17 protein-coding genes are annotated in these 23,300 nt (G+C 58.5%); 4 read left to right on the top strand and 13 right to left on the bottom strand.

Annotated features, from left to right (window positions below):
- Positions 1–275 (top strand): IS200/IS605 family transposase (tnpA, locus tag BMY49_RS09865; protein WP_089675487.1); only part of this gene is annotated, 275 nt, incomplete at its 5' end.
- A gap of 322 nt (positions 276–597) precedes the next feature.
- Here the strand turns inward: tnpA and BMY49_RS09860 are convergent.
- The 9 genes from BMY49_RS09860 to pilM form a co-directional block, all read right to left on the bottom strand.
- The gene (locus BMY49_RS09860) at positions 598–2,016 is read right to left on the bottom strand and encodes an FAD-dependent oxidoreductase (protein WP_074210992.1); all 1,419 of its coding nucleotides are present in this window, start codon (positions 2,014–2,016) and stop codon (positions 598–600) included.
- A gap of 32 nt (positions 2,017–2,048) precedes the next feature.
- Complete coding sequence (gene gltB, locus BMY49_RS09855) at positions 2,049–6,491, bottom strand: glutamate synthase large subunit (protein ID WP_089675486.1); 4,443 nt, start codon at positions 6,489–6,491, stop codon at positions 2,049–2,051.
- A gap of 455 nt (positions 6,492–6,946) precedes the next feature.
- Positions 6,947–8,050 (bottom strand): 3-dehydroquinate synthase, encoded by a 1,104-nt coding sequence (gene aroB, locus BMY49_RS09845; RefSeq protein WP_089675484.1) that lies wholly within the window; start codon positions 8,048–8,050, stop codon positions 6,947–6,949.
- Positions 8,047–8,613 (bottom strand): shikimate kinase AroK, encoded by a 567-nt coding sequence (gene aroK, locus BMY49_RS09840; protein WP_062372331.1) that lies wholly within the window; start codon positions 8,611–8,613, stop codon positions 8,047–8,049. The genes aroB and aroK overlap by 4 nt, the downstream gene beginning before the upstream one ends.
- Entirely contained in the window at positions 8,613–10,658 is a 2,046-nt protein-coding gene (pilQ, locus tag BMY49_RS09835; protein WP_089675483.1) for a type IV pilus secretin family protein, read from the bottom strand. The genes aroK and pilQ overlap by 1 nt, the downstream gene beginning before the upstream one ends.
- Positions 10,659–10,718: 60 nt before the next feature.
- Positions 10,719–11,237: a pilus assembly protein PilP gene (locus BMY49_RS09830; protein ID WP_089675482.1), complete on the bottom strand. Its 519-nt coding sequence runs from the start codon at positions 11,235–11,237 to the stop codon at positions 10,719–10,721.
- Positions 11,234–11,881 carry a type IV pilus inner membrane component PilO gene (locus BMY49_RS09825; RefSeq protein ID WP_089675481.1) on the bottom strand — a complete coding sequence of 216 codons (648 nt, stop codon included), beginning with the start codon at positions 11,879–11,881 and terminating at the stop codon, positions 11,234–11,236. The genes BMY49_RS09830 and BMY49_RS09825 overlap by 4 nt, the downstream gene beginning before the upstream one ends.
- Entirely contained in the window at positions 11,878–12,447 is a 570-nt protein-coding gene (locus tag BMY49_RS09820) for a PilN domain-containing protein (protein ID WP_089675480.1), read from the bottom strand. Before BMY49_RS09820 ends, BMY49_RS09825 begins: the two co-directional genes overlap by 4 nt.
- Complete coding sequence (gene pilM / locus BMY49_RS09815; protein ID WP_089675479.1) at positions 12,444–13,505, bottom strand: type IV pilus assembly protein PilM; 1,062 nt, start codon at positions 13,503–13,505, stop codon at positions 12,444–12,446. Before pilM ends, BMY49_RS09820 begins: the two co-directional genes overlap by 4 nt.
- A gap of 184 nt (positions 13,506–13,689) precedes the next feature.
- Here pilM and BMY49_RS09810 point away from each other — a divergent pair, with 184 nt between their 5' ends.
- Positions 13,690–16,218, top strand: coding sequence for a penicillin-binding protein 1A (locus BMY49_RS09810; RefSeq protein ID WP_089675478.1), 2,529 nt, complete (start codon positions 13,690–13,692; stop codon positions 16,216–16,218).
- Between the two features lie 80 nt (positions 16,219–16,298).
- Here the strand turns inward: BMY49_RS09810 and BMY49_RS09805 are convergent, their stop codons facing one another.
- From BMY49_RS09805 to lhgO, 4 genes are all read right to left on the bottom strand, one after another.
- Complete coding sequence (locus BMY49_RS09805; protein ID WP_089675477.1) at positions 16,299–18,311, bottom strand: TRAP transporter permease; 2,013 nt, start codon at positions 18,309–18,311, stop codon at positions 16,299–16,301.
- A gap of 104 nt (positions 18,312–18,415) precedes the next feature.
- Positions 18,416–18,910: a DUF1850 domain-containing protein gene (locus tag BMY49_RS09800; protein WP_089675476.1), complete on the bottom strand. Its 495-nt coding sequence runs from the start codon at positions 18,908–18,910 to the stop codon at positions 18,416–18,418.
- 19 nt (positions 18,911–18,929) lie between these two features.
- Positions 18,930–19,889 (bottom strand): TAXI family TRAP transporter solute-binding subunit, encoded by a 960-nt coding sequence (locus BMY49_RS09795; RefSeq protein WP_089675475.1) that lies wholly within the window; start codon positions 19,887–19,889, stop codon positions 18,930–18,932.
- A gap of 131 nt (positions 19,890–20,020) precedes the next feature.
- Positions 20,021–21,214 carry an L-2-hydroxyglutarate oxidase gene (gene lhgO / locus BMY49_RS09790; protein WP_062362461.1) on the bottom strand — a complete coding sequence of 398 codons (1,194 nt, stop codon included), beginning with the start codon at positions 21,212–21,214 and terminating at the stop codon, positions 20,021–20,023.
- 112 nt (positions 21,215–21,326) lie between these two features.
- Between lhgO and csiR the strand changes: the two genes are divergently transcribed.
- Together csiR and BMY49_RS09780 are read left to right on the top strand one after the other, a co-directional pair.
- Positions 21,327–22,016, top strand: coding sequence for a DNA-binding transcriptional regulator CsiR (csiR, locus tag BMY49_RS09785; protein WP_016914862.1), 690 nt, complete (start codon positions 21,327–21,329; stop codon positions 22,014–22,016).
- Between the two features lie 100 nt (positions 22,017–22,116).
- A complete protein-coding gene (locus BMY49_RS09780) occupies positions 22,117–23,295 on the top strand; it encodes an acyl-CoA dehydrogenase (RefSeq protein ID WP_089675474.1) in 1,179 nt (392 codons plus the stop codon).
- Positions 23,296–23,300: the final 5 nt, after the last annotated feature.

Here is a 23,300-nt window from a genome sequence, read left to right as displayed (position 1 = left end):
CTTGCGAAAAACTCGACTGCCGCATCCTTGAGTTCGATGGTGAAGAAGACCATGTTCACCTGCTCGTGGAATATCCGCCGAGGCTGTCGATCAGTGTGCTGGTCAACAATTTGAAATCCACGTCGTCCCGACGGGTGCGGTTCTTGAATGCCCATATTCCGCGCCTCAGCAAGAGCGCCGTGCTGTGGTCGAGATCGTATTTCGCTTGTAGCGCAGGCGGAGCCACTATCGAGACGCTCAAGGCTTATGTGCAGGGACAGAAGACACCAGAATAGGGCCGCTTGTGCGGCCCCCGCTTACCTCCCCGCCCGAGTGGGCGAGGGTTCACGCGGGTTTTTGCTGAAACAGCGCCAGCCTCGGTCGCGAGCTAAAGCTGCCTCCCACTCTAGCTATTGGCTACACATAACTAGCTACTGGCTGTACATAAACAGTGGGAGGCCAATTGATCGGGCTAAAGGATGCCGATGCACAGTTGCCCCAGAGGTAGGTCTGCGCGAGGGCGCTGTGAACCCATCCCTGGGCGCTACTTTTGTCATCCATGACAAAAGACCCTCGCTACGACCTACCCCTGGTGCTGTTCGGCATGGCATACACACTTTACACGCCTAGGTAATCCAGAATGCCCTCGGCCGCCTGACGCCCTTCATATATAGCGGTGACCACGAGATCGGAGCCACGCACCATATCGCCACCGGCAAAAATTTTCTCATTGCTAGTTTGGAAGGCGTACTGACCATGCTCAGGCGCTTTGACTAGGTCCCATTCGTTGACATCGATATTGGCGCTATCGAACCACGGTGCCGGGCTTGCCTGGAAACCAAAGGCCACCACGACCGCATCGGCCGCAATGATCTCTTCAGACCCCGGCACCACTTCAGGACGACGACGGCCGTTCTCATCCGGCTCGCCCAGGCGCGTGCGGACTACCTTCACACCCTCGACCTTATCTTCGCCCACTACCGCTACCGGCTGGCGGTTGAACAAGAACTCGACGCCCTCTTCCCGTGCGTTAGCCACTTCACGGCGCGAGCCCGGCATGTTCTCTTCATCGCGGCGGTAGGCACAGGTCACGCTGGCGGCGCGCTGACGAATCGAGGTGCGGTTACAGTCCATCGCGGTATCACCACCGCCCAGCACCACCACGCGCTTGCCTTCCATGGAGATAAAGTCGTTCGGGTCTTTCTCGAAGCCCAAGCGGCGGTTGACGTTGGCAATTAGGAAATCCAGCGCTTTGTAGACACCGGGCAGGTCTTCACCGGGGAAGCCACCCTGCATGTACTTGTAAGTACCCATGCCCAGGAACACCGCGTCGTACTCCTGCAGCAGCGTCTCGAACTCGACATCAGTGCCGATTTCGGTATTCAGACGGAACTCGACGCCCATCTCCTCGAATACCGCACGGCGGCGTTCCATGACGTTCTTTTCCAGCTTGAATTCAGGGATACCGAAGGTCAGCAGGCCGCCAATTTCGGGGTACTTATCGAACACCACCGGCTTGACGCCGTTGCGCGCCAGAATATCGGCACAGCCCAAGCCCGCAGGACCTGCACCAACAATCGCGACTTTCTTATCGGTCCACACCACTTTGGACATATCAGGGCGCCAGCCCATGGCAAAGGCGGTATCGGTGATGTATTTCTCCACCGAGCCGATCGTCACCGCGCCAAAGCCATCGTTCAGGGTGCAATCGCCTTCACACAGGCGGTCTTGCGGGCACACGCGGCCACACACTTCCGGCAGCGAGTTGGTTTTGTGGGACAGCTCGGCGGCTTCAATAATGTTGCCTTCCACCACCAGCTGCAGCCAGTTAGGAATGTAGTTGTGTACCGGGCACTTCCACTCACAGTAGGGGTTGCCGCAGTGCAAGCAGCGGTGCGCCTGGCTCACCGCATCGGTGGGCTTGAACGGCTCGTAAATTTCCGCGAACTCTTTGGCTCGGGTGTGCGCCGGTTTTTTCTGTGGGTCTTTACGACCCACGTCGACAAACTGAAAATCGTTATTTAAACGGTTGGCCATGATCTCTCTCCTCGAAGCGTAGGCGCTGACGGTTATTGCGGCTGACGCCGAGACTGATCCAGCAGACTACCCAGGCTGGCCGCTTTTGGCTTCACCAGCCAGAAGTGGCGCGCGTAGTCGCTGAAGTCTTCCAGAATCGCCGCACCGCGTGCGGAACCCGTCGCGGCCACGTAGGCCTCGATCATCTCCCGCAGGTGGCGACGGTAGGCTTCCATCGCTTCGGTGTTGACCCGGTGAATCTCAACCAGCTCGTGGTTGTACTTGTCCACGAAAGTCCGGTCTTCATCGAGCACGTAGGCAAAACCACCGGTCATGCCCGCACCGAAGTTAACGCCGGTCTCACCCAGTACGCAGACCAAACCACCGGTCATGTACTCACAGCAGTGGTCGCCCGCGCCTTCGATCACGGCCGTCGCGCCGGAGTTACGCACCGCAAAACGCTCGCCTGCGGTACCAGCGGCAAACAGCGTGCCGCCTGTCGCCCCATAGAGGCAGGTGTTGCCGATAATGGCCGTTTTATGGCTCTCGAACTGGCTGACCTTGGGCGGCACGATGACGATGCTGCCACCGTTCATGCCTTTACCGACGTAGTCGTTGGCATCGCCTTCCAGGTAGAGGTTCAGGCCACGAGCGTTCCATACGCCAAAGCTTTGGCCCGCCACGCCGGTAAAGCGCGCGGTGACCGGTGCGGCCTCAAGGCCATCTTCACCGTAACGCTTGGCAATGGCACCGGAGGTGAGCGCACCGACACTGCGGTCGCAGTTGGTGATGGTAAAATCGAACGTGCCGCCAGACTGAGACTCAATGGCCTCTTTCAGCGCCGCCAGCACTTCCTGGTTTTTGGCACCCGGGTCGTGGGGCACGTTACGGCTCACTTCACAGAACTGCGGCGCATCTGCAGGCACGAAGTCGTTGGCCAGCAGCGGCATTAAGTCCAGCTTACGCTGCGACGCCGTATTGCCTTCCAACACTTCCAGCAGGTCCGTGCGGCCAATCAGGTCGGTGAGCTTGCGCACGCCCAGCATGGCCATCAGCTCGCGTACTTCTTCGGCAATAAAGCGGAAGTAGTTCTTCACCATATCCACGGTGCCGCGGAAGTGCTCGCCGCGCAGGAAGTCATCCTGGGTCGCTACACCGGTGGCGCAGTTGTTCAGGTGGCAAATACGCAGGTATTTACAGCCCAGCGCGACCATCGGCGCGGTGCCGAAACCGAAGCTTTCAGCACCCAGAATCGCCGCTTTGACGACGTCAAGACCGGTCTTCAGACCACCATCGGTTTGCAGACGAATTTTGTCCCGCAGGCCGTTAATGCGCAGCGCTTGATGCACCTCCGGCAGGCCCAGCTCCCAAGGGGAACCGGCGTGCTTGATGGAGGTGAGCGGGCTTGCCGCCGTGCCGCCATCGTAGCCAGACACGGTGATCAAGTCCGCATAGGCTTTGGCGACGCCAGTGGCAATGGTGCCGATCCCTGGCTCGGAGACGAGTTTCACCGAGACCTGCGCGCCTGGGTTGACCTGCTTGAGGTCAAAGATCAGCTGCGCCAAGTCTTCGATGGAGTAAATATCGTGGTGCGGCGGCGGCGAAATCAACGTAACGCCGGGCACCGAGTAGCGCAAGCGGGCAATCAGCTGATTGACCTTGCCGCCCGGCAGCTGGCCGCCTTCACCGGGCTTCGCACCCTGGGCCACTTTGATCTGCAGCACGTCGGCATTGACTAGGTAAGCTGGCGTAACACCGAAACGACCTGAGGCGATCTGTTTGATCTTCGAGCTGCGAATGGTGCCATAACGCGCCGGGTCTTCGCCGCCCTCACCGGAGTTGGAGCGACCACCCGCCTCATTCATGGCCTGTGCCAGCGCTTCGTGCGCTTCGGGCGACAGCGCACCCAGCGACATACCGGCGCTGTCGAAGCGTGGAATCAACGCTTCGATGGGCTCGACCTCTTCCAGCGGAATCGGCGTGGCCGCAGGCTTGAGTTTCAGCAGGTCACGAATGGTGGCCACGGGGCGCTCGTTCACCAGCTGCGCAAATTTCTTCCACTTGGTGTAGCTGCCCTCTTGCACCGCCGCCTGCAGCGCCTTGACCACATCCGGATTGTAGGCGTGGTACTCGTGGCCGTGCACGTACTTGAGCATGCCGCCTTGAGAGATCCCTTTGCGGGGAATCCACGCATCCTTGGCCAGCAGTTCTTGCTGAAGCTGAAGCTCAGCAAAGCCGGTGCCCTGAATACGCGACGCCATGCCCACGAAACAGGTATCCATCACTTCATCGGCCAGGCCGACGGCCTCGAACAGCATGGAGCCACGGTAGGAGGCCAGCGTCGAAATGCCCATCTTAGAAAGGATCTTGAAGAGTCCCTTCTGCAGGCCTTTACGATAATTCTCGCGGGCGTCTGCCGGGTTGCCAGTCAATTCTCCGGTGCGGTGCATATCCGCCATGACCTGATACGCCAGCCACGGGTAGACCGCCGTGGCGCCCACCCCGAACAGTACCGCCATCTGATGGGCATCGCGGGCGTAGCCAGTCTCGACCACGATGTTGGCATTGGGGCGCAGCGCCAGGCGGCCCAGGTGGGAGTGCACCGCACCCACGGCCAGCGCTGCCTGAATAGGCAGTTGGCCTTTGGGCAGCTCCGCATCGCTTAGCACCAGAATCACTTTACCCGCTTTTACCTGCGCTTCGGCTTCTTGACACAGCGCGGTAATCGCCTGCTGCAGGCTGGTCTGCTCTGGATCGTACCCGAGCGGCAGCATATAGCTAGCAAAGGCCGGATCGTCCTGGCTCACCAGGGCGGTGAATTTACGCGGCGAGAGCACCGGCGTGGTCAAAATCAAGCGATGGGCGTGTTCCGGTGTGGCCTTGAAGACGTTCAGCTCCGCGCCACAGCAGGTTTCCAACGACATCACGATCGCTTCGCGCAGCGGGTCGATCGGCGGGTTGGTGACCTGGGCAAACTTCTGCCGGAAGTAGTCGGTGAGCAGGCGCGGGCGGCTCGACAGTACCGCCATCGGCGTATCGTCGCCCATGGAGCCCACCGCCTCCTGGCCGCTTTCCGCCAGCGGGCGCAGCACCTGGTCACGCTCTTCAAAGGTCACCTGGAACATCTTCTGCTGCACGTTCAGCGTATCCGTGTCCATCGTTTGGAAGCGCGCCAGTTCGGTCAGCGCCGACTCCAGGTAGTTCGCTTCCTGTTTCAGCCAGCGCTTGTAGGGGTATGCGGACTTCAGGCGATCGTCGATGTCCTGAGTGTGCAGCACTTCGCCCGTTTGGGTATCGACGGCCAGCATCTGGCCGGGGCCGACGCGGCCTTTTGCCACCACGTCTTCCGGCTTGTAGCCGTAGGTGCCGATTTCGGAGGCCAGGGTGATGTAGCCGTTCTTGGTAATCACCCAGCGCGCCGGACGCAGGCCGTTACGGTCCAGCATACAGACCGCTTGGCGACCGTCGGTCATGACCACGCCTGCAGGGCCGTCCCACGGCTCCATGTGCATGGAGTTGTACTCGTAGAACGCGCGTAGCTCGGCGCCCATGGTCTCGACGTTTTGCCAGGCGGGCGGCACCATCATGCGCACGGCGCGGTGTAGTTCCATACCGCCGGTCAGCAGCACTTCCAGCATGTTATCCATACTGGAGGAGTCGGAGCCGGTGGTGTTGACGATTTCGTCTAGTTTAGCGATATCAGGCAGACGCTCGTTGACGAAGTTCGCCTTACGCGAGTTCGCCCAGCCGCGGTTGGCTTCGATGGTGTTGATCTCGCCGTTGTGCGCCAGCAGGCGGAACGGCTGTGCCAACGGCCAGCGCGGTGCGGTGTTGGTCGAGAAGCGCTGATGGAAGACGCAGATGGCGGTTTCCAAGCGTGGGTCGTTCAGGTCTTTATAGAAGGCCGGCAAATCTTCCGGCATGACCAGGCCTTTATAGGAGACCACTTCGCTGGAGAGCGATGCCACGTAAAAGTCTTCGTCGCTGCGCAGCGCCTGCTCGGCGTAGCGGCGACCCATGAAAAGATCGACATCGAAATTGTCGCTGCTGCCGGGGGCAACGAACAGCTGCTCGATACGCGGCAGGCAGTCCAGCGCCATGGGGCCGCAGACACTCGAGTCCGTGGGCACTACGCGCCAGCCCAGCACGTCCAAACCGCGTGCGCTTAACTCAGCCACCAGCGTCTCTTTGGCTTTGGCGGCACGCGCATCGTCGTTGGGTAAAAACACCGACCCCACTGCGAAGCGCTCGCCCAGCTCTACATCGAGCGACTCTTTAGCAGCAGCACGCATGAACTGTGCGGGCATCTTTAGCAGCAGGCCACAACCGTCGCCGGTTTTACCATCTGCCGCGATGCCGCCACGGTGGGTCATGCAAGTCAGTGATTCGATAGCCGTTTTCAGCAAGTCGTGGCTGGCCTGCCCTTCCATGTGGGCAATAAGGCCAAAGCCGCAGTTATCGCGAAACTCGCCTGGCTGGTGAAGACCTCTATTCATGGGCGTGCCTCTAGTCAGCGTATTTTGTAAGCAGCGTTTTTATGGTATAATCACGGGCTTTTCTTTTTTTATGGCTCTTGTTACCCGCCCAAAATAGGGTGTTGTCCGCATTCGCTGCTGCGAGAAAAAGGTCGCTCAGCATAGCGATTTGCCACCGCGTAGCGCAATCGCTCGACACTCGCCAATCGTCAAAAACCCTCGCCAAATCCCGTAGTTGCACTACCGCTCAATAAAAAAATAGTTATACTTCAACGGCTTGCAGGCCAAAGAAACGGTATTTCAACGATCAATACAGAGCACTAGACTTTAGTCTAATTTTTACTAAAAACCCCATGCCGATAGCGCATAAGGCATACGGATATCACTAGTCAGCAGCCACTTCGACGCTTTCTAGACAAACAAAACCCGCCTGTTTCGAGGCGGGTTTTGAGCGGGTGCGCTTACGGGTGATTCCCCTAGCCGCGCGGATAATCATCGAGTAGCTGTCTCAGTGTCTCGATAGGCGTGGCATCGCTAACGCAGGCATCGCCCAAGTCGTTCAGTAGCACCAGACGCAGACGCGCGTCCACGTTCTTTTTATCCAGCCGCATTCGTGTCAAGAAGTCATCCGACGACATGCCCGTTGGCGCAACCAGCGGAAGGCCCGCGCTTTCGATCACCGCTTTCGTGCGCTTTAAGGCATCAGCGCTGATCCACCCCAACTGGTGGGAGAGCGTGGCGGCCATCGCCATGCCGGCTCCTACGGCTTCGCCGTGCAGCCAGTTGCCGTAACCTTGATGCGCCTCGATGGCGTGGCCAAACGTGTGGCCAAGGTTCAACAGCGCACGAACGCCCTGCTCGGTTTCGTCTTCCGCCACGATATCGGCTTTGATCTGGCAGCTCTTGGCAATGGCCTCTGCCACCACAGCTGGCTCAACGTGGCGTAGCGCCGTCATGTTCTGCTCAAGCCAAGCGAGGAAGGCGGCATCGCGAATAAAACCGTACTTCACCACTTCCGCAAGCCCTGCAGAAAGCTCTCGGGCAGGCAGCGTGGTCAGCGTGGCAATATCCACCACTACCGCTTTTGGCTGCCAAAACGCGCCAATCATGTTCTTACCCAGCGGATGATTAACACCGGTTTTGCCGCCCACCGAGGAGTCCACCTGGGAAAGCAGCGTGGTGGGCACTTGAATAAAGGCCACCCCGCGCTGATAGGAAGCAGCGGCATAGCCCACCATATCGCCAATCACACCGCCGCCAAGGGCAATGAGTGTGCAGCGGCGGTTAAAGCCGGCTTCCAGCAGCGCATCCCAAATGCGTCCTACCTGTTCGATGGTTTTGTACTGCTCGCCATCTGGCAGCACCACGGCACGCACGTCTAAATGCTCGGGTAAGCTAGAACGCAGCGTGTCTAAGTAGTGCGGCGCCACGGTTTCATTGGTGACGATCATGACTTGGCTACCGGCCAGATAGGGCACAAAACTGTCGGAGCGATTTAATAGCCCAACGCCAATATGGATGGGGTAGCTGCGCTCACCCAGTTCAACGGTTAACGTACGGTCATGGGCTAGCTCTGTCATTGAGATACCTTTTTATGCGGGGCGCTGGCGGTTTCTAACGGATCAATCAGGCGATGCACGCGGCGTAAAATTTCATTCACCACGGCACGGGGGCTACGGCGATCCGTACGTACCGTAATGTCGGAAGTAGCACGATAGAGCGGATCACGGGCGGCGAACATATCGTTGAGCACCTGTTCGCGATTCGCGCACTGCAGCAACGGACGGTTGCGATCTTTGGCGGTGCGTTTTAGCTGCTGCTCGACAGTGGTCATCAAGTACACCACTGTACCGCGATCGCGCAGCGCTCGGCGGTTCTCTTCTCGCAGCACCGCGCCACCGCCGGTGGCGACCACGACATCCGTGAGCTGGGTGAGCTCGTCAATCATCTGAATTTCACGCTGACGAAAGCCTTGCTCACCCTCCACGTCAAAAATCCAGGGTATATCGGCACCGCAGCGGTCTTGTATGGCGTGATCGCTATCGTAAAACGGGCGCGATAGTTCTCCCGCCAATAAGCGGCCTATCGTGCTTTTACCAGCCCCCATGGGGCCTATTAAGAAAAGATTGGGTAAATCCTGCATCAGCGAACCGCCAAACCATCATCAAGTAATCGTGGAGTGATAAAGACTAATAACTCTACCTTTTCATTGCTCTCTTCGGTATAGCGAAACAGCCTGCCCAGTATAGGAAGATCGCCCAGCAGCGGTGTTTTCGCTATTTGGCTCAGCTGTTCAGTGGTCAAAATACCGCCTAACACCACCGTCTGGCCATTATCGACCAGCACCTGGGTCTCGATTTGGTTGGTATCAATGGGCGGCTCGCCGCCGAACTCGCTCTCACGGAAGCTGTCGTTCTTGATTACCAAATCCATAATGATGCGGTTATCTGGGGTAATTTGCGGCGTGACCTCCAGCGACAGCTCCGCCTCCTTGAACTCGGTATCGGGGTTGCCCTGGGCATCGACACTCTGGAATGCCCGCTCCTCCCCTTGGCGGATCGTTGCGGTGCGCTGGTTGGCGGTAATCACCCGAGGCTGCGAAATGGTCTGGCTTTTGCCTTCGCTTTCAAGGGCGCGCAACTCAAGGTCGAGCAGAATATCCCCTGAGAGATAGCCAAAGCTGAAGCCCGTATCAGCCGCTGCCGTTGAGCCTAAGTCCACCGCCAGGCCACCTTGGGCACGGTTGAGGCCGCCAGGATTGATGTTGCGCGGCACGAACTGCCCGGCTTCGTTTTCCAGGAAGCCTCGGGTGCTGGAGACGCCCCAGTTCACCCCCAACTCTCGGGAAGCGCTATCACGGGCAATCACGATGCGCGCTTCGATCTGTACCTGACGCACCGCCACATCCAGCCGGACCAGCGTCCGCATAATATCGCGCACCTGTTCGGCCGTGTCTTGAATGAGCAGTGTGTTGGTACGCTGGTCAACGCTAACGCGGCCACGCTCAGTGAGCAGCCCAAAACCGTCACCACCACGCAACAGCTGTGCTAAATCTTCGGCCCGTGCGTACTTTATCTCGATGAACTCAGTCACCAACGGCGCCAAGATTTGCTGCTGGCTACGGGCCTCAATCTCTTGACGCTCAATCTCGGCCAGCTCACTGGCCGGCGCTACTACAATCACATTGCCCTGTTCACGGCTAGAGAGCCCTTGGCTTTGCAAAATCAGCGCCAGCGCCTGGTCCCAGGGCACATCGTTGAGGTTGAGCGTTACTCGCCCAGTAACACTATCACTGGCGACTAGGTTCAAGCCGGTAAACTCAGCCAGCGTCGCCAGCACGGCTCGCACCTCAATATCTTGGAAATTGAGGCTCAGACGGTCGCCGGTGAAGCTTTCTCCCTGCTGCGCGCGGTCCTGCTGAGAGGCTTGGCTCACCGGCTGTACTTCCACGGTGAGTGTTCGCCCGCTTTGCGATGAAATCATCGCGTAGGGGCCGTTCGTTTGCAGCTCAAGCAGGGTTTCCCGCTGGCCAGTGCGGGGGGTTATGCGAGTAATGGGGGTAGCAAAGTCGGTCACATCGTAAATTTGATTCAAGGAATCAGGAATATCTACGTCGCGAAGCTCAGCAATAACGCGGCCCTCACTCCCTTCCCGCACTTGCGTCACTACCCCTTCACGATCAAAAGAGACCAGCAAACGCCCTGCCCCATCAGCCCCCCGCTGGAAGTCGATATCCGTTACTTGCGGCCCTAGGGCAGTTTCCAGCTCGCTACTCATACCTGCGGGCGAGTTGTCATTCGCAGCGCTAATACTTTCAGGGCTTAGGGTGATGCGCAGCTGATCCCCTTCTATGCGAGAGGTGTAGTCCAGCGGCTCGCTCAGGTCGACCACTAGCCGTGTACGGCCATTGCCCTCCAACGCGGTAATACGCTCCACACCTGCGCTGTCTACGTTAATACGCCGCTGAGGCAAGCTGCTTTGGGTATCGGCTAGATCTAGCGCTAGACGCGGCGGAGTATTCAGCCGATAGCCGCGAAGCTCGGCAACGCCGCCGCTAAATTGCAATACCAGCTCCACCTCACCGCCACTGATTGAACGCACATCAAGGTCCGTTAGCACTGAACCCAGGGCAAAGGTGGGCATCAGGGCTAACAATGGCAGCGTAATTAGACGAAGCATGACGACCATAGCGTGTTATCCGATAACAAGTAAAAATACATAGGGCGCACCGTGCGATATGTGCTTAGCCTACTCATTCAGGGTGAGCGATGCCTGACGCTCCTGCCAACCCTGCAACTGATTAAAAATACGTTCGGTTATGCGTACTTCTTGCGGGCCAATCGCGGTGATATGCCCGTAGTTAGTGCCTAAATAGTTGCCTTCACGCACACTATAAACGCTGCCATCAGGGGCGCTAATCAACGCCACCTGCTTCCCGCCCATGCGCAATGTGCCAACTAAACGCAGCGCCTCCAGCTGAAACTCCTCTAGCGGCTCGGGGGTGCGCTGCTGATCCGGGGCGAGTGCACTCTCCATCACTGCTACCGTGCCGTTGGCACGAATGCTTTCTGGTGCTAAGAAGGGGCTTCGCACCTCGCGGTAACGGTAATCTACCGGCTGATACTCAGGAATCGTCGGTATAATCACCGGTGGCTGCCCTGCCGGTGTACGACGAATCTCTTCCATCACGGTATCTAACTGGCTCAGGTTGGCATCGCCACAGCCCGCTAACAGAACCACCGCTCCAATGCTAAGTAGACGCTTCATGGGGCGGGCTCCTTCCCTTCCACTGCTTCTATATAGCTATAGGTGCGTGCCAGCAGCGACATGCGCAGCGAGTCACCACTCTGCCCGGCAGGGGCTAGGGTTAAATCGTGCTGGGTCACAATACGCGCAAGCTGGCTAATATCGGCCACGAATTGCGCCAGCTCGTGATAGCCGCCACGCACCTGAATATCCAAAGGGTGCTCCACATAATGGGCGTTACGCACGATGGGCCGAAGACGAATCGTTTCGATACTTAGGTTATTGTTCACCGCCGCATCGCTAATACTATCCAGCAGTGAAGGAATCTCGGCACTGGTGGGCAGCATGGCACGCATAGTGGCCATTTGCTCCTCTAAGACCATTAGTTGGTCGCGTACCTCGGGCAAAAATGCCGCCTCAGAGACTTTACTGCGGTACTCACTCAGCAGGCGCATCTCTTGACGCTGCGCCGCTTCTAGCTCGGCGCGCTTTTCGCCCACCAGCCACCAACTTAATGCGCCAACGGCAATGACAAAGGCCAGCACCCCACATAGCGCTTTTAATAGCGCAGGCCACTCTCCCGCCTCTTTTACATCCAGCCCCTGCCAATCTACATCTTGCAGCTGCCGCCACTCACTCCGCCAGCGTTCACGCCCCCAGATCATGGCGCTTCCTCCTCAGCGGCGGCTTCTTCTACGACAGACTGTACCACGTCAAACTGGAACACTCGGCTGGTACCATCATCGCCACTGGCTACCTCAGAGAATTGTGGCACCCCTAACCCTGGCATGCTGGCGATTTGGCGCAGTTGATCCGATACCTGCCGCTCGCTGCCCGCCATGGCAGAAAAGCTAACCTGTTCACCACTGCGGGAAAGGCGCTGATACACCACGCCATCCACCACGCTGGCAGCAATATTATTGAACAACTGTACAGTGCCTATCCGCTCGGCTTGCAGGGTTTGAAACAGCGTTAATTGCTCACCCAACCGGGCTGCGGTTGCTTGATAGCGCTGCACATCGGCGATTTCGTTATTCAAGCGCTCAATGTGGTTCGTGATATACGCATTGCGCTGCTGCTGAGCTGATAACTGCTGCTGATAAATTTGCAAGACACCCAGCCCTAAACCAATACCCGCTAAGAACATCATCACGACTACCCCATAAAATCGGCGTGTACGCTTTTCACGGCGTGCTTCCCGCCAGGGCAGCAAATTGATCTTGATGCTCATAACCCAACCCTCATCGCCAAACCACCAGCGGTGAGCATGGCCGGTGCATCATTGGTTAGGCCTTCAATATTAAGGCGTTTATTCACACGCATACGCTGGAACGGGTTGGCAATCGTCACCGACATACCGCTATCTTCTGAAATACGTTCGGCAAGGCCGGGAATAACGCTTGAACCTCCCGCTAATACAATGTGTTGCACCTCATGCTGGCGAGCAGCGGTGTAATAAAGCTGCAGCGAGCGACCTACTTGCTGTACCACGGTTTCCAAAAACGGATTCAGCACTTTCTCGTGATAGTCATCCGGTAGGCCGCCGTACTTTTTGGCAAAGCCGGCCTCTTCGTTACTCAAAGAGTAATGGTCGCGAATCGCGTCGGTGAGCTGGCGACCGCCAAACACCGTGTCCCGGCTGTAGACGATGTGACCTCCACGCACCACGTGGAAGGCGTTCATGTTCGCACCAATATCCACTAGCCCTACGCAGGCGTTGGGATCGCTGTCGACGTTGAGCTGACGACGCAGCTCGGCCAGCGAGCGCTCCATGGCGAAGGTTTCCACATCCACCGCCGCAGGCTCAAGACCTGCGCGCTCTAAGGTTTCTGTGAGTTGTGAGACACCCTGCTGGCGGCACACCACCAAAATCACCTGCTGCTGCTCTTCATCAAAGGGCGCGGGGCCTAGGCAATGGAAATCGAACGCTACCTCGCTGAACGGAAACGGAATATGCCGGTCAGACTCAGCAATGATGCGCTCCTCTATTTCATCTTCGCTAAGCGAAATGGGAAACTGGAGCGTTTTGGTAATCGCGGCGCTGGCCGGAACGGCCACGGCGGCTTTGCGCGTCGAGGGTTTGGCATGCTCAACGGCGCGACTAAGCACATTGGCGACATCGTTCATGTCACGAATACGGCGCTCGACTACCGCGCCTTCGCGAAGCGGGCGCACGGCGTAGCTCTCAACTTGATAGTTGTCGTTGCACTGTTTAAGTTCAAGTAGCTTGACGGTGGCCGAGGTAATATCGACACCAATCAACCCTTTACTGGGTTTTAGTAAGCGCATGCTGACTCCGGCTCCGCCTGCCTATCGTGCGAGTTTCGAGGTTACATGATTTTTAGTTAAGGCACACGCCACGCCATATCAACACTGGTGGCCGCTGCCTCCCCTTCCTATAATGGCAGCCACTTGCGCGCCATGGCGTTAATACTGCCCTGGCTACTCCTCTTTTCACGGGTACCCACTGTTCATGACGTTTTTACGAACTCTTGTGTTGTCACTATTTTCGCTGGTTGTTGCGCTCTCAGGCGCGGTCATACTGGCGGTGATTGGTGCCGCTATCTACTTCTCGCCGGGACTGCCCGACGTTCGCCAACTGCAGGATTTTGAACTGCACACACCGCTGCGTATTTTCACCAACGACGGCAAACTGATTGGCGAATTCGGCGAAGAGCGCCGCATGGCGATCGACTTCGACGAGATCCCCCAGGATATGATTAATGCGCTGATTGCGGCAGAAGATGCCAGCTATTTTGACCATGCCGGCGTCGACCCTCGCGGTCTAGCACGGGCGGCGGTGGAGCTAGTACAGAGCGGTGGCACCATTCAGTCGGGCGGCTCGACCATTACCATGCAGGTCGCGCGTAACTACATGCTGACCCTGGACCAGACCTTCACACGCAAAATCCGCGAGATTCTGCTAGCCCTGCAGATGGAGCAGATCCTCGATAAAGAGGAGATTTTCGAGCTTTACGTCAACAAAATCTTCCTGGGTAACCGCGCCTACGGCATTGCTGCCGCCGCCGAGACTTACTATGACAAGCCGCTTGCCGAGCTGAGCCTGGCCGAAACCGCCATGATTGCTGGGCTACCCAAAGCGCCTTCTGCCTTTAACCCACTGGCGAACTCTGAGCGCTCGCTGATCCGTCGTAATTGGATTCTGTTCCGTATGCGCGAGCTTGGTTATATCGATAACGATATCTACCAAAATGCCGTACAAGAGCCGGTCACCGCTCGCCGCCATTACACCCAAGCCGAAGTGGACGCGGCCTATGTGGCAGAGATGGCTCGCCAGTATGCCATTGAGCGCTTTGGCGATGACGCCTACACCGGCGGCTACCGTATTTACACTACGATTGATAGCGAGCTGCAGCCGTTTGCCCGCCAAGCACTGGCCAACGGCCTGATCGAGTACGACCTACGCCATGGCTGGCGGGGTGCCGAGCAAGAGGACATTGCCCCCAGCTTGGTCGAAGCCCAAGAGCAGACCACTACCCAGGGTTTGGAAGAGGAGCTATCTGAGTCGCCTGAGATCCGCCAAACCGCTCGTCAGGCAGCGCAACGTAGCCAAACAGAAGTCGAAGGCGTAGATGGCGATGTGAGCAACTGGCTTCAAGTACTGGAGCGCACGCCCAACTACGGTCTGCTGCGTCCAGCCATCGTGGTCGAAAGCAGTGGCCGCGAAATGCAGGTACTCACCCGCGGCGGTGAGCTGCACACCATCGCCTGGAGCGGCTTGAGCTGGGCGCGCCCCTACCTCAGCCCGCGCAGCCGAGGGGCCGAACCCAGCAGCGCCAGCCAGATTGCTGAGCGTGGCGACCTGATTCGCGTAATGGAAACCGACGAAGGCACACTGCGCCTCTCCCAGCGCCCCGATGCAGAAGGCTCGCTGGTAGCCCAGGACCCACGCACTGGCGCCATCCTAGCGTTACAGGGCGGGTTTGATTTTAACGCCAGTAAGTTCAACCGCGCTGTACAGGCACAGCGCCAGTCAGGCTCGATCTTCAAGCCGTTTATCTACCTCGCCGCGCTGCAAGATGGCGAGATGAATGCGGCCAGCGTGGTCAATGACGCCCCAGTGGTGCTAGACGACGGCAGCGATTCGCTGTGGCGTCCGGTGAACTCCAGCCGCGACTTCCAAGGGCCGATGCGCCTGCGCCCGGCGCTCGCGCGTTCGCGTAACTTGGTCACTATCCGCGTGCTGCAAACCATGGGGTTGGACCACACTATTCAGTACCTAGAAGGCTTCGGTTTTGCACCTGAGCGCCTGCCCCGTGGCCTGTCACTGGCACTAGGCAGCGCCAGCCTTACGCCGATGGAGATGACCAACGCCTACGCGGTGATCGCCAATGGTGGCTTCCAAGTCGCCCCTTGGTTTATTGAGCGCGTTACCCGTGACGATGACAACGAGATCATCGATGAAGCCACTCCCCAAGTCGCCTGCGTTAACTGTGCCGAAGGCCAGGAGACCGTCGAGATTGATGGCAAAAGCTACCCAGTGGCGCCCCGCGTTGCCGACGCCGCCGCGGTGTACATCCTGCGTGACATGCTGCGCGACGTCATCACATCGGGCACGGGCCGGGCAGCGCTGAGTCTTAATCGTGAGGATATCGTCGGTAAAACCGGGACGACCAACAGCCAGCGGGACGCTTGGTTTGCCGGTTTCAACAGCAATCTCGTGACAACGGTGTGGGTCGGTAAAGACAGCAACGACACCATTGCCGAGTACGGCGCGAATGCAGCACTGCCGATCTGGATCGACTTCATGGGTGATGCGCTGGAAGGTACGCCCTCTGCGCTGCCACAGCGTCCCGACACCATCGTCACCGCACGGGTGGACCAGGAGACAGGCCGTCGTTTACACGATGACCAACCGGGCGGCATGACCGAGCTGTTCCACAGAGACCATCTACCGGATTTCCAGCCTCGGCGCATTAGCCAAGAGCTCGAGGAAGCCAGCGGCTCGCAAGGGTCTGGCACGGCAGAGTCAATTTTCTAAATACGAACCGACGCTAAAACGTAAAGCCCGGGAACGAATGTTCCCGGGCTTTTTTGGTGCTGCTTTTCTTCTGGGCAAAATCAACCAGCCACCGGCGTTGTCTCCCGTTTGCTCGCCTGCCAGTTAGCGGCGATGGCTACGACCATGACCGTGACTCCGGCCACCTCCGTCCACAAGCTTGGATAGAACACACCGACGATGGCACCACCAATGGCCAAACGAGGCAGCCAAGACATACGCGTGAACAGGTAGCCTTCTAGCGAGGCCGCGAATGCACATAGCGCCAGTAGCGCGATGACTGCATTCCATACCACCACGAGTACCGGCCCGCCAATGATGATCTCCGGATTGAACACCATAAACAGCGGAATCAAATAGAGGCCTTTGGCAAACTTCCACGCTTGGAAGCCCGTCTCCATAGGTTTACTGCCCGCAATCGCCGCCCCAGCAAAGCCTGCCAAGGCGATGGGCGGCGTCACGTTAGAGTCCTGGGAGTACCAAAAAACCACCAAGTGAGCGATCAACAGCGGCACACCGAACTCAGCGGTCAGCGCCGGGCCCACCAGCACGATCAGAACGATGTAGCTGGCAGTGACCGGTAACCCCATCCCCAAAATTAGGCTCGCCAACAGCACCAACAGCAGTGCCAGCACCAGGTTGCCACCGGAGAACGCCAGCATCATGGAGGAGAACTTCAGACCCAGACCAGTCAAACCGACCACACCAACGATGATACCGGCGACAGCGCAAGCCATGGAGACCGCCACGGCATTGCGCGCGCCCAACTCTAATCCCTGGACCAGCTTCACGAGCCCTGCCCACACGACTGCTTTCGTGCGCTCGACCGTGACCGGCTGCCCCTGTTTGGGTGCCACGAAGAAGTACCATAACGCATAGCGCAAGACGGCCACCGCCACCATGGTGATGACTGCGTAATACCCCACGCGCATGGGCGACATGCTCATGGCCAGCAGCCATACCAACACCGCCAGCGGCAGCAGGAAGTGCCAGCCATCTTTCATGACTTGGCGCATTTGGGGCAGCTCGCTCTTGGCCATGCCCTGCATGCCTTGTTTCAAGGCAATGATGTGGACGAACAGATAGACCGTGGCAAAGTACATGATCGCCGGCAGAATGCTGATTTTGACGATCTCTAAGTAAGGCGTATTGGTATATTCGGCAATCAAGAAGGCGCCTGCGCCCATCAGCGGCGGCATGATTTGCCCGCCGGTGGAAGCGGCGGCTTCGATGCCCCCCGCCTGCTTCGGCTGGTAGCCCAGTTTCTTCATCAGCGGAATGGTAAACGCGCCGGTGGTGACCACGTTGGCAATGGCGCTGCCCGAAATCGACCCCATACCCGCCGAGGCCAGAACGGCCGCTTTGGCCGGACCGCCGCGCTGGCGTCCAGTGGCAGCGTAAGCCATATCGATGAAAAACTTACCGGCACCCGTGCTTTCCAAAAAAGCACCGAAGAGCACAAAAATGAAGATATAGGTAGCGGCAACTCCCAGCGGCAGGCCGAAGATGCCTTCTTGGCCCAGGTAAAGCTGGCCCGCTACGCGGTCAAGGCTATAGCCACGGTGCTCCATGATGCCGGGCATCCACTCGCCCAGCCAGGGAAGCTCCCCACGGGGGCCGGCAAACGCATAAACGATAGCGAGCAAGCCAATCACCGTCATACCAAAACCCACCGCGCGGCGGCTGGCCTCGAGTACAGTGACCGTGGCAATACAGGCAACCAAAATATCGGTCTCGTTCCAGAACCCGGCGCGGCTGAATATCGCATCCAGGTTTAAGACTAAATAGCCGCCAGTGATCAGCGCCCCGGCAAAAAAGATCAGATCAATCCCCCACCCCAACACACCGCGTTTACGGTTGGGCCCAAAGGCGGGGAACATTAAAAACGCCAGCAGCATAATCAGCGCCAAGTGAATACTGCGCTGGTAAAACAAGCCCAACGGCTGGATACCCGCCGAATAGAGTTGGAATAACGACAGTCCCACCGCCACGATGGTGATACACCATAAAACGAAGCGGGGTTGAATCGCATTACCGCCCGGCATCACAGTCGGCGGTGGCGTGGATTCGTTCATAAAGTCCTCGGAAGCATAAGCTAACTTAGGGGGCTAACACCCACTTAATTTTTATGAAAAGCGACATCGATCGGCGCACTTATGAGGTGTTTGACTAACGACACTCAACGCGATGACAAGGCTATCGTGACGCGTTGGCCAGCCGCTCGCTCACTCAGGCTCACGGTGGGATGCTCGCCATCCGGCCACATGACACGGTGATTGACGGCCGTCGAGCCGACCCGTAGCACGTAGCGATTATTCGCCACCGGCTCGTTAATCGTATTGATCCAGTACCCGCCCTCACCGTCGGACACCTGCTCGCCGCGTCCATAGATATGCCCAAGCCCTGCGGCAAAATCCGGTTGATGACTACGCTCTAACTGCATCGTGCCGTCTAGGTTGCGGTAACAATCCAACACCGTGAAATGCTCAACAGAGTGCTGCCACTGGATGCACCAGCGGCTGCCTTCAGGCGCGGCTGCATCCACTAGCGTTTCGCCCTGATCGGTCACGACCGTTAAGCGCATAGACGCAGCCGCCGAAGCGGGGGTAACCCCCGCTTCGGCGTACAAACCACTCATCAACAAGAGCGCCATCAGTCGTCGTTGCCACTGCATGGCTGTGCTCCTTGATCAATTACGGACGCAGACGGTCCGGAATCTCAGCACCAACTTCTTCAAAGTAGCGAAGCGCGCCCGGATGCAGCGGCACCGGCGTAGAGTTCATGGTGAACTCAACAGTGGTGTCATTGGCGGCCGGGTGAACCGCGATCAGCTCATCGGTGTTTTCAAACAGCAGTTGGGTCAGTTGGTAGGCCAGCTCTTCATCCATATCGGCGTTGACGACCAGCACGTTAGGGATACCGATGGTCTGTACCGCCTCGTCCATGCCGTCGTACATACCCGCGGCCAGTTCATAAGGCGCAAGCACCGCCTCCACTTCCTGAGCGTTGGCAATCTCTTCATCGGACAGGCCGATCAGGCGAATATCGCGCGTGGCAGCAAGGTTGAGAATCGAGCTGGTGGGCGGACCAACGCTCCAGAAACCGGCGTCGATATCGCCATCACGGATGGCATCGGCGGTTTCGTTGAAGTTCAGCCGCTGGGGAGTGAAGTCGCTGTAGCTGACGCCGTTGGCTTCCAGCAGAGCACGCGCGTTCAGCTCGGTGCCGCTACCTGGCGCACCCACGGAAACGCGTTTGCCAGCCAGATCCGCAATGCTGTGAATGTCCGACTCGGTCAGCGTCACGAGCTGCACCGCGTTCGGGTAGACCGAGGCCAGTGCGCGGGTATTCTCGATCTGACGACCTTCAAAATCACCCGTACCGGTATAGGCCTGATAAGCGGTATCGGCCAGCACCAAGGCCAGATCGGCATCACCGCGCATGATCAGCCCCATGTTCTCGACGGAAGCGCCGGTCACTTCGGCGGTCGCCTGAGCACCATCGATATGGTTGTTGATCATTTCGGCAAAGCCACCACCGATCGGGTAGTAAACGCCGCCGGTACCGCCGGTCGCGATGGAGAGCTGCTGAGCGCTGGCGGGCAGAGCAGCCGCCATCATGGTCGCTGCAACGGCATATTTTAGTTTTTTCATTGGAATTGCCTCCGTCCTGCTTGGACTTATTGATTATGGTTGACGTAAAGGAGGTAAGGAGCCAGTTTCTCGCCGCCGTCAGCGGCGCCGAGAACGGTATTTAAACGTTAGCACGGCAGTTGCGTTAGATACTAATCCAACAACGTTTTCACCTGCTCCACGATATGCGCACCAATGGGTAGCGCCGAGGTCGCCGCAGGCGATGGCGCATTGCCCACGTTGACCGTGCGCGGAGTATTTACGAACAGGAAGTCATCCACCAGCCGACCATCGTTGGAGACCGCCTGAGCGCGTACGCCCGCCGGGTAAGGGGTCAAATCCTCCAGGGTCAGGCTCGGGCAGTACTTGCGTACCAGCTCCAGATAGCCGCGCTTGTAGAGCGAGTTTTTCATCTCCACCAGCCCAGGCTTGAGATGCTTGCCCAGCACTTTCAGGATGCCTGGGTGGCTGAACATCTGCCCCATATCGCGTAGCGACATGTCCTGCTTGCGATACCCTTCGCGCTTGAGCGCCAGCACCGCATTGGGCCCAACGGTGACCGTCCCGTCGATCATGCGGGTCAGGTGAACACCCAAAAAAGGCATGGCAGGGTCGGGAATCGGGTAGATCAGGTGGTTGACGATGCGGTTGTGGCGCTCGGGAAGCAGGTAGTATTCGCCACGGAAGGGGCAAATCGTGAAGCCGGGGTCCTTGCCCAGCATGCGGATCACCCTGTCGGCCATCAACCCCGAGCAGGAGACCAGGTAGCGGCTGGTGAAGGTCTCATGCTCGGTGGTCACCACGACCTCATCGGCCCGCTCGTCAAGGCCCGTCACGCAGTGCTCGAAGCGAATCTCGCCGCCCAGCCGGGTGAACTCGGCGGCCATCGCCTGGGTGACTTCGGCATAGTTCACGATGCCGCTGGAAGGCACGAAAATGCCCGCCACACCGGTAATGTTGGGCTCTCGCTCCTTGAGCGCCGCAGCCTCCAGCCACTCCCGCTCCAGACCGTTGGCCGCCGTGCGCTCCCAGAGCGCTTGCATACGCTGCTTTTCCAGCGGGTTGGTGGCCACCAGCAGCTTGCCGCAGATGTCGTAACGCACGCCATGCTGGTCACAGAACTCGCGGGTCGCACGGTTACCCTCCAGGCAAAACTTCGCTTTCAGGCTTCCCGGCGTGTAATACACCCCGGCATGAATCACGCCGCTGTTATGGCCGGTTTGATGCTGAGCGGGGCCTGCTTCCTTTTCCAACACCAGCAAGCGTTTGTCCGGGTAGGCCTGTTGCAGCTGCATGGCGGTGGAAAAACCCAGTATGCCGCCGCCGACAATGATGAAATCCCACATGAATATCGTTACCTGTGCCAAATTTTCAAAATTTATTGATAATAGCCGTTATTCTACGTCGACCGCTACACCCCCTACATTGGTCTAAGCCACACTGATCCAAGGAGTCCCCATGGAACACGATGCACCGCGCCAGAACCTGGCGATTAGCGCTTACCACGCGCTCAAGCAAGACATCATTCGTGGCCGCTATGCCCCCGAAGAGAAGCTCTTGATGAGCCGTTTGAAAGAGTATTACGGCGTGAGCACCGGCCCCCTGCGTGAAGCGCTGTCACAGCTGGTCGCCGACCGACTCGTCGTGGCCATCAGCCAACGGGGCTACCGGGTGGCGGCCATGTCGCTGGCCGAACTGAACGATATCTACGACGCTCGCGCTCAGTTGGAAGGGCTGATTTTGCGCCTCGCCATCGAACGTGGCGACGACGACTGGGAAGCCAACGTGCTGGCCACGGCACACCGCCTGGCCAAAGTCACCGACGTCAGCTCCCCCGACGAACTGCTGGACGGCTGGGATTTACGCCACAAGGCGTTCCATACCGCCATTGCCAGCGGCTGCAACTCCCCCCACCTGCTGCAGATGCGCAACACCCTGTTCGATCAGGTAGAGCGCTATCGCCACCTGTGGCTGCAAGAGACCGTCATGTCGCCCCAGGCGCTGGACATCAAGCGCCAGGAACACGCGGCGCTGGTCGACGTCATTCTCGCCCGCAACACCGAGCAGGCGGCCGATCTGATGCGCGACCACCTGATGACCCCGGTGCCTATCATTACACGGGTACTGCAAGCCCGCGGCATCGATTGAATGCCGGGCGATTAAATTCTGCGTTTTAAAAAAATGTAGATATTTTTAAATAACGGCGATACATTAAGCTCAACAAGATCATCTTTCGGAGTTCAACGCCATGACACGCTTCAACTGGGACGACCCGCTGCTTCTCGAACACCAGCTCACCGATGAAGAGCGCCAGATTCGTGACGCCGCTCGCGACTACTGCCAGGAAAACCTGCAGCCACGTGTGCTGAGCGCTTTCCGCGAAGAGCATTTCGATCGTGACATCATGTCCGAGATGGGCGAGCTGGGCCTGTTGGGCGCCACCGTTTCCCCGGAATACGGCGGCGCGGGCGTCAACCACGTGGCTTATGGCCTTATCGCCCGTGAAGTGGAGCGTGTCGATTCCGGCTACCGCTCGGCCATGAGCGTGCAGTCATCGCTGGTGATGCACCCCATCGAAGCGTATGGCTCCGAAGAGCAGAAACACAAATACCTGCCCAAGCTGGCCAGTGGCGAGATGGTGGGCTGCTTCGGCCTGACCGAACCCGACCATGGCTCCGACCCGGGCTCCATGATCACCCGTGCGGAAAAAGTCGATGGTGGCTACCGCCTGACCGGGGCGAAGATGTGGATCACCAACAGTCCGATTGCCGATATCGCGGTGGTCTGGGCCAAGTCCGCCGCCCACGATAACCAGATCAAAGGCTTCATCGTCGAGCGCGGCACCGAAGGCTTCTCCACCCCGAAAATCGAAGGCAAGGTCTCTCTGCGTGCATCGATCACCGGCGAAATCGTCCTCGACAACGCCTTCGTGCCTGAAGAGAACCTGCTGCCCAACGTTAGCGGTCTGAAAGGTCCTTTCGGCTGTTTGAACAAGGCACGCTACGGCATCGCCTGGGGCGTGATGGGCACCGCTGAGTTCTGTTGGCACGCTGCCCGTCAGTACACCCTGGACCGCAAGCAGTTTGGCCGCCCGCTGGCCGCCAACCAGCTGATCCAGAAGAAGCTGGCCGACATGCAGACCGAAATCACGCTGGGCCTGCAAGCCGCCCTGCAGGTGGGCCGCCTGATGGACAGCGGCAACTGGGCGCCGGAAATGATCTCGCTAATCAAACGCAACAACTGTGGCAAAGCGCTGGACATCGCCCGCGTTTCCCGCGACATGCACGGCGGTAACGGCGTGTCTGACGAGTATGGCGTCATTCGTCACATGGTGAACCTGGAGTCCGTGAATACCTACGAAGGTACCCACGATGTGCACGCCCTGATCCTGGGCCGCGCGCAAACCGGCATTCAGTCCTTCTTCTAACCCAT

The organism is Vreelandella aquamarina (assembly GCF_900110265.1).
Classification (GTDB): domain Bacteria; phylum Pseudomonadota; class Gammaproteobacteria; order Pseudomonadales; family Halomonadaceae; genus Vreelandella; species Vreelandella aquamarina.
The sequence above is the reverse complement of the archived record's forward strand: the minus strand, read 5'-3'. Positions and strand labels throughout refer to the sequence as shown.

Bases quoted from the DNA above. Each gene is read 5' to 3' on its own strand.
- BMY49_RS09795 (WP_089675475.1), bottom strand. From the start codon at position 19,889: ATGAAAAAACTAAAATATGCCGTTGCAGCGACCATGATGGCGGCTGCT.
- lhgO (WP_062362461.1), bottom strand. From the start codon at position 21,214: ATGTGGGATTTCATCATTGTCGGCGGCGGCATACTGGGTTTTTCCACC.
- BMY49_RS09860 (WP_074210992.1), bottom strand. From the start codon at position 2,016: ATGGCCAACCGTTTAAATAACGATTTTCAGTTTGTCGACGTGGGTCGT.
- pilQ (WP_089675483.1), bottom strand. From the start codon at position 10,658: ATGGTCGTCATGCTTCGTCTAATTACGCTGCCATTGTTAGCCCTGATG.
- BMY49_RS09830 (WP_089675482.1), bottom strand. From the start codon at position 11,237: ATGAAGCGTCTACTTAGCATTGGAGCGGTGGTTCTGTTAGCGGGCTGT.
- aroK (WP_062372331.1), bottom strand. From the start codon at position 8,613: ATGCAGGATTTACCCAATCTTTTCTTAATAGGCCCCATGGGGGCTGGT.
- gltB (WP_089675486.1), bottom strand. From the start codon at position 6,491: ATGAATAGAGGTCTTCACCAGCCAGGCGAGTTTCGCGATAACTGCGGC.
- BMY49_RS09825 (WP_089675481.1), bottom strand. From the start codon at position 11,881: ATGATCTGGGGGCGTGAACGCTGGCGGAGTGAGTGGCGGCAGCTGCAA.
- BMY49_RS09810 (WP_089675478.1), top strand. From the start codon at position 13,690: ATGACGTTTTTACGAACTCTTGTGTTGTCACTATTTTCGCTGGTTGTT.
- BMY49_RS09805 (WP_089675477.1), bottom strand. From the start codon at position 18,311: ATGAACGAATCCACGCCACCGCCGACTGTGATGCCGGGCGGTAATGCG.
- BMY49_RS09820 (WP_089675480.1), bottom strand. From the start codon at position 12,447: ATGAGCATCAAGATCAATTTGCTGCCCTGGCGGGAAGCACGCCGTGAA.
- pilM (WP_089675479.1), bottom strand. From the start codon at position 13,505: ATGCGCTTACTAAAACCCAGTAAAGGGTTGATTGGTGTCGATATTACC.
- BMY49_RS09780 (WP_089675474.1), top strand. From the start codon at position 22,117: ATGACACGCTTCAACTGGGACGACCCGCTGCTTCTCGAACACCAGCTC.
- csiR (WP_016914862.1), top strand. From the start codon at position 21,327: ATGGAACACGATGCACCGCGCCAGAACCTGGCGATTAGCGCTTACCAC.
- BMY49_RS09800 (WP_089675476.1), bottom strand. From the start codon at position 18,910: ATGCAGTGGCAACGACGACTGATGGCGCTCTTGTTGATGAGTGGTTTG.
- aroB (WP_089675484.1), bottom strand. From the start codon at position 8,050: ATGACAGAGCTAGCCCATGACCGTACGTTAACCGTTGAACTGGGTGAG.